Source organism: Cupriavidus sp. GW822-FHT02D05, from assembly GCF_058802485.1.
Genome location: NZ_JBXAOE010000028.1, coordinates 1 through 14,057, shown reverse-complemented (window position 1 = coordinate 14,057; position 14,057 = coordinate 1). Strand labels below are relative to the sequence as shown.

The window sequence follows — 14,057 nt, the reverse complement described above, 5'->3', positions numbered from 1 at the left end:
CGCGAGTACGCTTCGGGGGCTGGCACAGGCGGCGCGCGCGGATGCGGTATTTGTGGCATAGGCGGCGCATTGCGCCAGGTTTGCCGGCAGCAGCCCGGGCGGGTGCCCGGCGCAACCCTCAATGACTCATTTTCGAACCGGTTTCCCCCGGGGCGGGCTTCGGCTGGCCAGGGCGGGGCGGGTTCCAAGCGGATCGCCATGACTACCATCTCTTCCATCGACGGCATGTTGCAGCAACTGCGCGGGCTGGCCCAGAGCGCCACCGGGCAGGAAAGCCAGGCTTCCGCCGTTTCTTCCGGCGGTTTTGCCGGCGAGCTCCAGCGTTCGCTGGCGCGCATCAGCAACGTGCAGGAGAAGGCTTATGGGCAGGCCGAGGCTTTTGAGCTTGGCAAGCCGGGTGTATCGCTCAACGATGTGATGATCGATATGCAGAAGGCTAATGTTTCGTTTCAGACCGGGGTACAGGTTCGGAATCGGTTGACGGCGGCGTATCAGGAAATGATGAATATGACGGTTTGAGGGGAGTGGGTTTTGCTTGTGGCTGCTTGTGGCTGCTTGTGGCTGCTTGTGGCTGCTTGTGGCTGCTTGGGGGCAAGGGCAGCTGCAACAGCTTAACTGCGACTGCTTAACGTCAAAGTCAACTACAGTTTCACCGCCCCTGCGGGGCGGCGACCTACTTTCTTGTCTTGCCAAGAAAGTAGGCAAAGAAGGCGCGCCGGATGGGGCGACTACCCCCTCGGGCTTCGACGAAAAGAGCGGCCGGGACCCAAACTCGCATCGCCTTAAGGCGATACTCAGACATGGGTCCCTCTTTTCCGCTCTTTTCGCCGAATCCCGAGGCGCCCCATACGGCCTTGGCACACCTTGACGGCTCGCTTCGCATTGCGCTGGGGTGTTCCCCGCCTGGGGGCGGGTCACACGGCTACACTGAATCGATGCTCTGACTCTTCCGCTGGTCGGCTCCCCTCTCCCACTTGTGGGAGAGCAGCCGGGGGAGAGGGCGGGCGCGCGTTGCGGCGTTGTTGTGCCAAGGGCCATTGGCTTCAGCTTTAGCCTTTCCCAGGCTTTGCACGCATCGACAAGCTTTGTGCACGGCCAGACAAGCCATGATCGGGCCGTGGTGTTAACTTCGATCTCCATAACAAGGCACCAGCCAAGACCAACCGGAGACGAAGATGAATGCACCCAAGGAAGCCCGCAGCGGCCTGAACCAGGCCATCCGCAATGCCATGCTGATCGACGGCGAGTGGCGCCAGGCCGAGTCCGGCGAGACCTTCGCCGTGTTCGATCCCGCCACCGGCGAGGAGATCGCGCGCGTGCCCGCGGGCGGCGCGGCGGATATCGATGCGGCGGTGGCCGCGGCCGGGCGCGCCTTTGCCGGCGGCACGTGGCGCGCCATGATGCCGGCCCAGCGCGAGCGCCTGCTGCTCAAGCTGGCCGACCTGGTCGAGCAGCACGGCGACGAACTAGCCCGGCTTGAAACCCTTAACAACGGTAAGCTGCTGGCGTTCTCGCAAGGCCTGGAGGTGGGCGGCAGCGCGCAATGGCTGCGCTACATGGCCGGCTGGGCCACCAAGATCGAAGGCAGCACGCTGGACGTATCGGTACCGTTTCCCCCTGGCACGCGCTATAGCGCCATGACCCGGCGCTCGCCGGTCGGCGTGGTGGGCGCCATCGTGCCGTGGAATTTCCCCTTGCTGATGGCGGTCTGGAAGATCGCTCCGGCCTTGGCCTGCGGCTGCACCGTGGTGCTCAAGCCGGCCGAGGAAACGCCGCTCACCGCGTTGCGGCTGGCCGAGCTGGCGCTGGAAGCGGGCTTCCCGCCGGGCGTGCTGAACGTGGTGACCGGCGACGGCGTGCCCGGCGCGGCGCTGGTGGCGCATCCCGGCGTCAACAAGATTACCTTCACCGGTTCGACCGAAGTGGGGCGCCTGATCGGTGCGCGCTGCGGCCAGGATATCCGCCGCGTGTCGCTGGAGCTCGGCGGCAAGAGCCCGGTCATCGTGCTGGATGACTGCGATCCCGCGCATGCCATCCAGGGCGCGGCCGGCGCCATCTTCCTCAACCAGGGCCAGGTCTGCACGGCCGGCTCGCGCCTGTACGTGGCGCGCCGCCACTATGACCAGGTGGTCGAGGGGCTGGGCAAGGTGGCCAATGCCACGGTGCTGGGCTCCGGGCTCGATCCGGCCAGCCAGATGGGGCCGCTGGTGTCGTCGCGTCACCGCGACAAGGTCATGGGGCTGATCGGCACTGGGCGCAGCGAAGGCGCGGACATCGTCGCGGGCGGCACTACGCTGGACCGCCCCGGCTATTTCGTGCGGCCCACCGTGGTGGCCAACGCCGCGTGCAAGGACCTGACGCTGGTACGCGAGGAAGTCTTCGGCCCGGTGGTGGTGGCTATGCCGTTTGACGACCCCGAGGCCGTGCTGGCCGAGGCCAACCGGTCCGAGTATGGCCTGGGCGCCAGCATCTGGAGCAACGACCTGCGCGCGGTGCAGCGGCTGGTCGATGGCCTGGATGCTGGCACGGTCTGGGTCAATACACACAACATCGTGGACCCCAACATGCCTTTTGGTGGATACAAGGCCTCCGGGGTCGGGCGCGAGCATGGCCGCTCCGCCATCGAGGCCTATACCGAGATCAAGTCGGTCTGCATGGCTTACTGAGCGGCATCGCCGCGCGTGGTGGGGGCGTTCGCTCTGCGGGTAATCCCGAGTGGGTAAAACCTACCCCTGCGGCCATTCTTAGGTCTGCTGCAATCCGGTGGCGCGACGGGCGATGTCCGTCGCGCCATTGGCCAGCCGCTGGCATAGAACCAGCCTGGCTTCCCCCGAAGAAGAAGTAAAAAAGAGGAGACACAATGAGCCAAGAACCCGAGCGGGTTATCTCCTGCTGGCCGCGCGTTGCGCAGCGCGCTGGCAATCAAGCAGGCCTGTCACGCAAGGTGGCAGTGCTGGTAGCGGGGCTGGCGGCGTTCTCGCTGGCGGCGGCGCAGGCCAAGCCGCCGGCCAAGGTGGCCAGCGCCGATCACATCCGTAGCGTCACCCGAAGCGTCGACGGCGCCTTCATCGAAGGCAACGCCGCCAAGACACCCGACTGGCCCAGCTACGGCCTGGACTACGCGGAAACCCGCTTCAGCCGGCTCTCGCAGATCAATGCCGACAACGTGAAGGACCTCGGGCTGGCCTGGTCCTACGATCTCGAATCCACGCGCGGGGTGGAAGCCACGCCGCTGGTAGTCAACGGCATCATGTACGTCAGCGCGTCGTGGAGCGTGGTGCATGCCATCGACACCCGCAGCGGCAAGCACATCTGGACCTTCGACCCGAAGGTCGACAAGTCGATTGGCTACAAGGGCTGTTGCGACGTGGTCAATCGTGGCGTGGCGCTGTACCAGGGCAAGGTCTTTGTCGCCTCCTACGATGGCCGCCTGATCGCGCTCGATGCCGGCAGCGGCCGCAAGCTGTGGGAGAAGGACACCATCATCGACCGCACCCACTCGTACACCATCACCGGCGCGCCGCGGGTGTTCAAGGGCAAGGTCATCATCGGCAACGGCGGTGCGGAGTACGGCGTGCGCGGCTATATCACCGCCTACGATGCCGGCACCGGCGAGCAGAAATGGCGCTGGTTCACCGTGCCCGGCGACCCCAGCAAGCCGTTCGAGGACGAGTCGATGGCCAAGGCGGCCAAGACCTGGGACCCGGCCGGCAAGTACTGGGAAGCCGGAGGCGGCGGCACCGCATGGGACACGCTGGCCTTCGACCCCGAGCTCAACCTGATGTACGTGGGCACCGGCAACGGCTCGCCCTGGTCGCGCAGCAAGCGCAGCCCGGCCGGCGGCGACAACCTTTACCTGGCCTCCATCGTCGCGCTGGATCCGGATACCGGCAAATACGTCTGGCACTACCAGGAGACGCCCGGCGACAACTGGGACTACACCTCCACCCAGCCCATGATCCTGGCCGACCTGAATATTGGCGGCAAGGCGCGCAAGGTCATCCTGCACGCGCCCAAGAACGGCTTTTTCTTCGTCATCGACCGCACCAACGGCCAGTTCATCTCGGCCAAGAACTTCGTCGATGTGAACTGGGCCAGCGGCTACGACCAGAACGGACGCCCGATCGAGCTGCCGGAGGCACGCGCCACCGACAAGCCCTATGACGCCATCCCCGGGCCCTACGGCGCGCACAACTGGCATCCGATGTCGTTCAACCCGCAGACCGGCCTGGTCTACCTGCCCGCGCAGCATGTGCCGCTCAACCTGATGGACGACAAGAATTGGACGTTCAACGGCAAGCAGCCCGGCCAGCCGCACGGCAACGTGGGGTGGAACACGGCGAAGTTCCTCAATGCAGAGCCGCCCACCAGCCAGCCCTTCGGGCGCCTGATCGCCTGGGACCCGGTGCAGCAAAAGGCCGTCTGGACGCAGGAGCAGGTCTCGCCGTGGAACGGCGGCACGCTCACCACCGCCGGCAACCTCGTGTTCCAGGGCACGGCCGATGGCCGCTTCATCGCCTACAACGCCGCCACCGGTGCGAAGCTGTGGGAGTCGCCCACGGGCACCGGCGTGATCGCGGCGCCCGTGAGCTATCTGGTGGACGGCAAGCAGTACGTGTCCGTCGCCGTCGGCTGGGGGGGCGTCTACGGGCAGGCCCAGCGCGCCACCGAGCGCCAGGGGCCGGGCACGGTCTACACCTTTGCGGTTGGCGGCAAGGCGCCCATGCCCGCGTTCGTGCAGTACCGCGCGGGTGAACTGCTGTCGGGCGTGAAGTACGACCCGGCCAACGTCGCGGCCGGCACGGCGCTCTACGTCAGCAACTGCGTGCTCTGCCATGGCGTGCCCGGTGTGGACCGCGGCGGCAATATTCCCAACCTCGGCTATATGAATACCGCCTATATTCAAAATCTCGACAAGTTCATCTTCAAGGGACCCGCCATGGCGCGCGGCATGCCAGACTTCACCGGCAAGCTGAGCGCGGACGATGTCGAGAAGATCAAGGCATTTATCCAGGGCACCGCAGACGCCATCCGGCCCAAGGCCCAGGCAATGGCCAAGTAGCAACCGGGCAGGTCGCCCGCGCAGCAGCAAAGGAAGCAATCAACAAACTCAGGGCAGGGATATGGCAGGCAACAAGGGCGGTGGGCGAAGCAGGAAACCGGTTTCCGCAGAGGCTTCGCACCGCCTGTGCTGCCTGGCGGCGGCGATGCTTACCGCCGCGCCCGGCGCGGCTTTTGCCGAGGAAATGCTGCCGGACGTGGTGGTGAGCGTCAGCCGCGCCGAGCAAAAGCGCTTTGACGCGCCGGCCGCAATCGACAGCGTTCCCGTCGATTCGCTGAGCACGCCCAGCCCATTGATCAATCTGTCTGAGCTGTTGCCGCTCGTGCCCGGCGTGGCCGCGCGCGAGCGGCAGAATTACGCGCAAGACCTGCAGCTTGCGGTGCGCGGCTTCGGCAGCCGCTCCACATTCGGTGTGCGCGGCGTGCGGCTGTTCGTGGACGGCATACCAGCCACCATGCCGGACGGGCAGGGCCAGGCCTCCACCGCCGATCTCACCAATGCCAGCCGCATCGAGGTGTTGCGCGGCCCCTTTGCCCAGCTCTACGGCAATGCGTCGGGCGGTGTCGTGCAGATTTTCACGCCCGATCCACCCAAGGCGCCGATGGCGCGCGCCACCACCGGGTTCGGCTCCGACGGGCAATGGATGGCCGGCGTGACGGTGGGCGGCGGCAACGACAAGATCGGCGGCGTGCTGGATGCATGGACGTTCGAGACCGACGGCTACCGCGACCACAGCGCGGCCCGGCGCCGTCAGCTCAACGCCAAGGTGGTGGCAGAGCCGGTCACCGGCACCCGTGTCACGCTGTTGTTCAACGCCTTCGACCAGCCCCAGGCGCAGGACCCGCTCGGCCTCACGCGTGCCCAGGCCGACGCCAACCCGCGCCAGGTCGTGCCGCTGGCCACCCAGTTCAATACCCGCAAGACCGTCCGGCAGAACCAGGGCGGCGTGCTGGTCGAGCAGCGCCTGAGCGAGCAGGACAACCTTGAATTCCGCCTCTATGGCGGCACCCGCGAGCTCACCCAGTACCTGGGCTTCAGCGGCATCGCGCCCTCGTCGGCGGGCGGCATCGTGGATATCGACAGATCCTACGGCGGCGGTGCGATGTCCTGGCACCACAACACCACGGTAGCCGGACTGCCGTTGCTATGGAGCGCCGGCGTGGACGCCGACGGCATGCGCGACGCGCGCACCGGCTTCGTGAACCAGAACGGCACGCAGGGCGCGCTGCGCCGCGACGAAACCGACAAGGCCGGCAGCCTGGGCGCCTTCGCCCAGTTCGACTGGACCTGGAATCCCTCCTGGCGGCTGGTCGGCGGCGTGCGCGCCAGCCAGGTCAAGCTGCGCATCGACGATCATTACATCACCGCCGCCAGCCCCGACGACAGCGGCACCGCCACCTACAACAACGTCAGCCCGGTGCTCGGCGTGGTCTGGCAGGCGGTGGACTCGCTCAATGTCTACGCCAACCTTGGCCGCGGCTTCGAAACCCCGACGCTGACCGAAGTCGCCTACGGCCGCGGCGGCATCGGCACCAACCTCGGGCTGCAGCCCTCCACCAGCCGCCAGGGCGAGATCGGCGTCAAATGGCAAGGCAAAGGGCAACGGCTGGAAGCCGCGGTGTTCGACGCCGGCAGCCACAACGAGATCGTGCCGCTGTCCAACGACAACGGCCGCTCCGTCTACCAGAACGTCAACGGTGTGCACCGGCGCGGTCTGGAGCTGGGATGGCGCGGCACCTACGGCCCCGGCGAGCGCTACGGCACCGGCCTGGCCTACACCTGGCTCGACGCCTATTTTGGCGACGCCTTTCGCAATGCGCAGGGCGCAACGGTAGCCTCTGGCAACCGCCTGCCCGGCACCGCTCGCCACAGCCTGTTTGCCGAGGCCACGTACAAGCCGGTAGCCGACCTCACGCTGGGCGTGGAGATGCGCGTGGAAGGGCGCGTGTTCGCCGACGACCTCAACACGCAATATGCGCCGGGCTATGCCACCTTCAACCTGCGCGCCGGCTATAACTTCCGCGTGGGGCGCATGCGCTGGTATGCCTATGGGCGCATCGACAATATTGCCGACCGGCATTACATCGGGTCGGTGATCGTAAACGAGAGCAATGGCCGGTATTTCGAGCCGGCGCCGGGGCGGCGGTTTTTTGTGGGGCTGCGGGCGGAGATCTGAAGGCGGGCGGCATGCATGCCTTGCCGTGCGGATGTCGTCGGCATCGGCACCGGGCCCGTGGTCGCTGGTCTACACTATCCCGACAGCCGCCCCAGCGCCGTTCTACGCCCACATTCCATGCAAGACACCACTCCGCTCGCCACCGACGACCGCACCCGCAGGATCATGCTGTGGGTGGTCGCCATCGGTTTCTTCATGCAGACGCTGGATTCCACGATCGTCAACACGGCATTGCCTTCGATGGCCAGGAGCCTGGGGGAGAGCCCGCTGCGGATGCAGTCGGTGATCATTGCCTACTCGCTGACCATGGCGGTGATCATTCCGGCGTCGGGCTGGCTGGCGGACCGCTTTGGTACCCGCACCATCTTCCAGACGGCCATCGTGCTGTTTGTCGTTGGCTCGCTGGCTTGCGCCTATTCCAATAGCCTGACGTGGCTGGTGGTCTCGCGGGTGGTGCAGGGCGTGGGTGGCGCGATGTTGCTGCCGGTGGGGCGGCTGGCGGTGCTGCGCACGTTCCCGCGGGACCAGTACCTGCAGGCGCTCAGCTTTGTGGCGATTCCGGGCATGGTGGGGCCGCTGATCGGGCCGACGCTGGGGGGCTGGCTGACCCAGACCTTTTCCTGGCACTGGATCTTCCTGATCAATGTGCCGGTGGGGCTGCTAGGGGGGCTGGCCACCATGCGCTACATGCCCAACGCGCGCCTGCACGGGGTGGCGCCGTTCGACCTGAGCGGTTACCTGTTGCTCGCGATCTCGATGCTGACGATTTCGTTTTCGCTGGATGGCCTGGCGGAGCTTGGCTTCGAGCATGCCACCGTGCTGATGCTGCTGATTGCCAGCATGGCTTCACTCACGGCTTACGTCCTGCACGCGTCGCGGCGGCGGCGGCCGCTGTTTGCGCTGCGGCTGTTTCGCATCCATACCTTCAGCGTGGGGCTGCTGGGCAACCTGTTTGCGCGCATCGGCAACGGCGCCATGCCGTTCCTGATCCCGCTGACGCTGCAGGTCAGCCTGGGTTACTCGCCGTTCCAGGCGGGCATGATGATGCTGCCGATCACGGCGGCGGGCATGGCGTCCAAGCGGCTTGCCACGAGCCTGATCGAGCGTCATGGCTATCGCAAGGTGCTGGTCACCAATACCTTTCTCGTGGGGCTGGCGATGGCCTCGTTCGCGCTGATCTCGCCCACCCAGCCGCTGGCGCTGGTACTGGTGCAGCTGGCGCTGTTCGGGATGGTCAATTCGATCCAGTTCACCGCCATGAACACGGTCACGCTGAAGGACCTCGGCACGGCCGGGGCCAGCGGCGGCAACAGCCTGCTGTCGATGGTGCAGATGCTGTCGATGAGCCTGGCGGTGACGTCGGCCGGCGCGTTGCTGGCGACCTTCCAGGGCACCTTTGGCCGCCACGGCGCCACCAGCGCGCTGCCGGCGTTCCATGCCACGTTTATCTGCGTAGGGCTGATTACCTCGGCCTCTGCGTGGATCTTCCTGCAACTGTCGCCGGACGTGGCCCGTCCGGCCGGCAAGGGCGTCGAGGACGCGACGGAGATGTAGCCGCCGGCTATGCCCTCGTTTTGCCAGCCAGCCCGTGCGAGCGTGCCGCGGCGCGCTCGCGCAGGTCCTGCACAAAGGCCTCGGCGGCGGCGCCGAGCTCGCGGCCGCCCTGGCGCAACAGCCCGACCGGTTCCTCGCTGCCTTGGCCGGAGATGGGCAGCAGCACCAGTTCGCCGCTTTCCAGCGCCTGGCGCATGGCGCAGCGCGGCGCCAGCCAGATGGCGTCGGATTTCAGGGCGACCAACTGGCCCAGGTAAGCGTCCGAGGTCTCTAGCACACCCGGTGGCAGCATGAAGCCGTGCCGGGCCAGCAGGCTCTCGGCGCTGTGCCGTGGTGCCGAGCCTTGCGCGGGGACCACCAGCTGGCAAGCCATGATCTCCGTCAGGGAAGGGGGCGCTTTCGCCAGCGCGTGGCCCTTGCGCACGGCGAGCAGCAGTGGCTCGGCGTCCAGCATTTCAAACCAGAGTCCCTCCATCACCGTCGGATTGTCCATGCGGCCGATGGCAATATCGAGCACGTCGGCCTTCAGCCAGTCGATCAGCGTGCGGTTCATGCCCGTCTGCACCGCCAGGCCCACGTCCGGATGCGTGCGGCGAAAGGCCAGCACGGCTTCCTGCAGCAGGTCGGGCACGACGCTGGGCAGGGCGCCGACGCGGATGTGCTCCAGGCCCGCGGCGTGCGCACCGGTCACGCTGACCGCGGCTTCGTCCAGGTCTTCCAGCACGCGCAGGGCGTGGCGCAGGAAGCGCTGGCCCAGCTCGGTCAGCTCGGTGCCCGCCCGGCCGCGGGCCAGCAAACGTGCGCCGAGCAGCGCTTCCAGCTCGGTCAGGGTCTTGGATACGGCGGGTTGGCTGAGGCCCAGCTGCTCCCCGGCCTGGCCCAGGTGCTGGGTTTGCGCCACGGCCACGAAGCAATGCAGGTGGCGCAGGCGGACACGGTTGCGGAAGGGCGGCAGCATATCTAAAAGTTATGCAAATAGTCAAAAAACTCAATATACATGCGCCGTGACTGCAAATAAAGTAATGAAAATTCCACCCCACGGAGACACGTATCATGGCCGACTCGCCCATCAAGCTGCCGCCAGGGCTGGCGCAATATCGCCGCCACTACTGGGACACCCAGCCGGAATACCGCTTTGACCCCTACGGTTCCACAGCGCTGCGCTCGCCCAACGAGCCGCTGGTGGCGCTGAACCAGACCCTGTCCGAGGTCACCGGCCCGCTGTTCGGCGCCGAGTTCGTGCGCAACGGCGACAGCGACCTTACCGCCGGCCACGCCGGGGAACCCATCGGTGAGCGCATCCTGGTCAGCGGCCGCGTGCTCGATGAAAACGGCCGTCCCGTGCCGAACGCGCTGATCGAGGTCTGGCAGGCCAATGCCGCTGGCCGCTACGTGCACAAGCGGGACCAGCACGACGCGCCGCTCGATCCCAATTTCACCGGCGAAGGCCGCGCGGTGACCGACGCACAGGGCCGTTACCAGTTCAAGACCATCAAGCCGGGCGCCTATCCCTGGCGTAACCACCACAACGCCTGGCGGCCGCAGCATATCCATTTCTCGCTGTTCGGCAACGCCTATGCCACGCGGCTGGTGACGCAGATGTATTTCCCGGGCGACCCGCTGCTCGCCTTCGATCCCATCTTCAATTGCGTGCCCGACGCCAAGGCGCGCGATCGCCTGGTGTCCACCTTCGACTGGGAAACCACGGTCCCCGAGTACGCGCTCGGCTACCGTTTCGATATCGTGCTGCGTGGCCGCGATGCCACGCCGATGGAGTAAGCCATGTTGTACGCCACCGCATCCCAGACCGTTGGACCCTACCTGCATATCGGCCTGTCCGGCCTTGACCGCGCCGACCTGACCGCCGAGGCGCCGGCACTGACGGGCGAGCGCATCGTGATCGAAGGCCGCGTGATCGACGGCAAGGGCGATCCCGTGCCCGACGGCATGGTCGAAATCTGGCAAGCCAACCCGGCCGGCCGCTACCGCCACCCCGACGATGCGCGCGACGGCGCCGAGACGGCGCTGGTGCCTGGCTTCACCGGTTTTGGCCGGCTGCCGACCGGGCCCGACGGCAGCTTCCGCTTCGTCACCGTCAAGCCAGGCCCCGTGCCCGGCCCCGACGGCCGGCCGCAGGCGCCGCATATCGTCGTCTCGCTGTTCATGCGCGGCCTGCTCAAGCACTTGTCCACGCGCCTATACTTCCCGGACGAAGCGCAGGCCAACGCCCGCGACTGGGCGTTGTCGCAGGTGCCCGCTGCGCGCCGCCACACGCTGGTGGCGCAGCAGACAGGCGCAGGCAGGCTGCAATGGCAGGTAGTGCTGCAAGGCCAGGACGAGACGGTCTTCTTCGACATCTGATCCCGCGCGCAGCCATTGCCAGCGCGCCCGCGCTGAACCAAGCCCCGGCGCCGGGCCCATCGTGGCCCGGCGCTGGGGTTTTTCCATGCCGATGCGAACCTGTTTCGATGCCGACTTCATCCCGACTGACCGACCCGATGTTCGGCAGCGCCGCCACGCTGGCCGCTTTCTCCGATACGGCAACCGTGCAGCGCATGCTCGATTTTGAAGCCGCGCTGGCGCGCGCCGAAGCCAGCTGCGGGGTCATCCCCGTGGACGCCGCCGAGGCGATCGCCGCCACCTGCCGCGCCGGCGAGATCGACTTCGACGCGCTGGCCGCCGCCGCCGTGGCAGGCGGCAACCTTGCCATTCCTCTGGTCAAGCAACTCACCGCCCGCGTGGCCGCGCGCGACGCGCAAGCCGCGCGCTACGTGCACTGGGGCGCCACCAGCCAGGACGCGATCGACACCGGCATGGTGCTGCAATTGCGTGAAGCCTTGCAGGCGGTCGACGCCGATCTCAAGGCCCTTGGCCATGCCTGCGCGGCGCTCGCCACGCAGCACCGCGACACGCCGATGGTGGCGCGCACCTGGCTGCAGCACGCGCTGCCCACCACCTTTGGCCTCAAGGCCGCCGGCTGGCTCGATGCCCTGCGCCGCGACCTGCGCCGCCTCGACACCACGCGCACGCAGGCCGCCACGCTGCAATTCGGCGGCGCCGCCGGCACGCTGGCTAGCCTGGGCACCGAGGCGCCGGCAGTGGCAACGGCGCTTGGCCGCGCGCTCTCGCTGGCGGTGGCGCCCACGCCCTGGCATGCCTACCGGGATCGCATGGTCGAGGTAGCCACTACGCTCGGCATGCTCACCGGCACGCTGGGCAAGATCGCCCGCGACGTGTCGCTGATGATGCAAACGGAAGTCGCCGAGGTCGCGGAGCCCACCGGCCCCGGGCGCGGCGGCTCCAGCACCATGCCGCACAAGCGCAACCCGGTTGGCTGCGCCGCCGTGCTCACCGCCGCCGTGCGCGTGCCGCCGCTGGTGGCGACCATGCTGGCCGGCATGGTGCAGGAGCACGAGCGCGCGCTGGGCGGCTGGCAGGCGGAATGGGACACCTTGCCGCAAATCGGCACGCTGGCAGCAGGGGCATTGCGGCAGATGCTGGAAGTGGTGGGAGGATTGCAGGTGGATGCCGCGCGCATGCGCGCCAACCTGGGTGTGACGCACGGGCTGATCCTGGCGGAAGCCGCCATGCTGGAACTCGGCGGCAAGATTGGCCGGCTGCCCGCGCATCACCTGGTGGAAGGCGCCTGCCGGCGGGCCGTTGCCGAAGGCACGACATTGCGCGAAGCCCTGGGCGCGACCCTGGCCGAGGACGCAGCGCATGCGGGGTTGATGGATGCGGCGGCGCTGGACCGGGTTTGCGATCCGGCCAATTATGCCGGGCAGGCAGCGGGATTCGTCGATGCGGTCCTGGCGGCCTGGCGGCAGGAAGCTGGCCAGCATTGAGCGTCCCGGGAACCCAGCCACAGGCGCTTGAGGGACACACCAAGTACACACGAAGAACACGTAACTGAATCGCAAACCGAATTCTCTGGAGACCACCTTGCCCTTCATCACCCACGCCGGCAACCGCCTCTTCTACACTCTGGAAGGCCCGGCATCCGCGCCCGTCCTCATCTTCTCCAACTCGCTGGGCACTGACCACACCATGTGGGCGCCGCAGGCCGAAGCGCTGGGCCAGCAATTCCGCATCCTGCGCTACGACACCCGCGGCCACGGCCAGTCCGCATTGCCCCCGGGCCCGAGCAGCGTGGCGGAACTGGGCAGCGACGTCATCGCCCTGATGGATGCCCTGCAGATCCAGAAGGCCGCCTTCTGCGGCTTGTCGATGGGCGGCCTCACCGGCATGTGGCTGGGCGTGAACGCACCGCAGCGCTTTACCCGCATCGTGCTGGCCAACACCGCGCCCAAGATCGGCACGCCCGAGGCGTGGAACACGCGCATCGAAGGCGTGCTGCGCGACGGCATGACGCCGCTGGTTGAAGGCTCGTTGCAGCGCTGGTTCACGCCTGCCTTCGTCAGCGCCGCCGGCAATCAACTGGACGACCTGCGCCAGGTGCTGACCGGCCTCGATGCCCGGGGCTATGCCGCCAACTGCGCCGCGGTGCGCGACGCCGACCTGCGCGAAGCGGTCAAGACGATTCCCGTGCCGGTACTGGTGATTGCCGGCAGCGCGGACCCGTCCACGACCGCGGCGGAAGGGCGCGCCCTGGCCGACGCCATTCCGGGCGCGCGTTATCTCGAACTGGAAGCGGCCCACTTGTCCAACCGCGAACAGCCCGCGCGCTTCACCGAGGCATTGCTGGACTTCCTGGGCGACGATGCGCAACAACCCGCCAGCCGCCCCGCCAACGATGGCGAGCGCTACCAGGCCGGCCTGGCCGTGCGCCGCGCGGTGCTGGGCAGCGCCCACGTGGATCGCTCGCTGGCCAAGCTCAACCCGCTGACCGAAGAGTTCCAGAACCTGATCACGCGCTATGCATGGGGCGAGATCTGGACGCGCGAAGGCTTGCCGCGCCATTCGCGTAGCTTGATCACCATCGCCATGATGGTGGCGCTTAACCGCGGCGAAGAGCTCAAGCTGCATTTGCGCGCCGCGGCTAACAACAAGGTTAGCCGCGACGAGGTCAAGGAAGTGCTATTGCAGACCGCTATTTATTGTGGCGTGCCGGCGGCTAATTCGGCTTTTCATATGGCGGAGGAGGTGTTTGCTGAGGAGGATTTGAAGGGGTTGAAGGGTTTGTAAGCGGCGGTGGCATCTTGCACCCAAGGTGCCATACGATATCGCTCTGCGGGGTTGGTCTGCTGTTTCTTTGTACGGCGATGGTTTTTGGACCCAAGAGCCATACGACATCCCCCTGCGGGG

The 14,057-nt window shown here is 67.1% G+C and carries 10 protein-coding genes; 9 read left to right on the top strand and 1 reads right to left on the bottom strand.

Going from position 1 to position 14,057, the window contains the following annotated elements; genetic code table 11:
- Positions 1-198 precede the first annotated feature (198 nt).
- The 5 genes from fliE (at position 199) to mdtD (ending at position 8,792) form a co-directional block, all read left to right on the top strand.
- On the top strand, positions 199-519 hold the full coding sequence (fliE, locus tag AC1RQK_RS30160) for a flagellar hook-basal body complex protein FliE (RefSeq protein WP_043353483.1): 321 nt from the start codon (positions 199-201) through the stop codon (positions 517-519).
- 656 nt (positions 520-1,175) lie between these two features.
- Positions 1,176-2,666 carry a phenylacetaldehyde dehydrogenase StyD gene (gene styD, locus AC1RQK_RS30155; protein WP_492812949.1) on the top strand — a complete coding sequence of 497 codons (1,491 nt, stop codon included), beginning with the start codon at positions 1,176-1,178 and terminating at the stop codon, positions 2,664-2,666.
- Positions 2,667-2,860: 194 nt separating this feature from the next.
- Positions 2,861-5,062 carry a PQQ-dependent dehydrogenase, methanol/ethanol family gene (locus AC1RQK_RS30150; protein WP_492812947.1) on the top strand — a complete coding sequence of 734 codons (2,202 nt, stop codon included), beginning with the start codon at positions 2,861-2,863 and terminating at the stop codon, positions 5,060-5,062.
- Between the two features lie 145 nt (positions 5,063-5,207).
- Positions 5,208-7,238 carry a TonB-dependent receptor family protein gene (locus AC1RQK_RS30145; protein WP_492373050.1) on the top strand — a complete coding sequence of 677 codons (2,031 nt, stop codon included), beginning with the start codon at positions 5,208-5,210 and terminating at the stop codon, positions 7,236-7,238.
- 117 nt (positions 7,239-7,355) lie between these two features.
- Positions 7,356-8,792 carry a multidrug transporter subunit MdtD gene (mdtD, locus tag AC1RQK_RS30140; protein WP_492812945.1) on the top strand — a complete coding sequence of 479 codons (1,437 nt, stop codon included), beginning with the start codon at positions 7,356-7,358 and terminating at the stop codon, positions 8,790-8,792.
- Between the two features lie 7 nt (positions 8,793-8,799).
- Here the strand turns inward: mdtD and AC1RQK_RS30135 are convergent, their stop codons facing one another.
- Positions 8,800-9,750 (bottom strand): LysR substrate-binding domain-containing protein, encoded by a 951-nt coding sequence (locus AC1RQK_RS30135; RefSeq protein ID WP_492372985.1) that lies wholly within the window; start codon positions 9,748-9,750, stop codon positions 8,800-8,802.
- Positions 9,751-9,845: 95 nt separating this feature from the next.
- Between AC1RQK_RS30135 and pcaH the strand changes: the two genes are divergently transcribed.
- The 4 genes from pcaH (at position 9,846) to pcaDC (ending at position 13,937) form a co-directional block, all read left to right on the top strand.
- Positions 9,846-10,571 (top strand): protocatechuate 3,4-dioxygenase subunit beta, encoded by a 726-nt coding sequence (gene pcaH, locus AC1RQK_RS30130; protein WP_043355917.1) that lies wholly within the window; start codon positions 9,846-9,848, stop codon positions 10,569-10,571.
- 3 nt (positions 10,572-10,574) lie between these two features.
- On the top strand, positions 10,575-11,153 hold the full coding sequence (gene pcaG / locus AC1RQK_RS30125; protein WP_492372984.1) for a protocatechuate 3,4-dioxygenase subunit alpha: 579 nt from the start codon (positions 10,575-10,577) through the stop codon (positions 11,151-11,153).
- 107 nt (positions 11,154-11,260) lie between these two features.
- On the top strand, positions 11,261-12,637 hold the full coding sequence (locus AC1RQK_RS30120) for a 3-carboxy-cis,cis-muconate cycloisomerase (RefSeq protein WP_492812942.1): 1,377 nt from the start codon (positions 11,261-11,263) through the stop codon (positions 12,635-12,637).
- Positions 12,638-12,734: 97 nt separating this feature from the next.
- The gene (gene pcaDC, locus AC1RQK_RS30115; RefSeq protein ID WP_492372982.1) at positions 12,735-13,937 is read left to right on the top strand and encodes a bifunctional 3-oxoadipate enol-lactonase/4-carboxymuconolactone decarboxylase PcaDC; all 1,203 of its coding nucleotides are present in this window, start codon (positions 12,735-12,737) and stop codon (positions 13,935-13,937) included.
- Positions 13,938-14,057 lie beyond the last annotated feature (120 nt).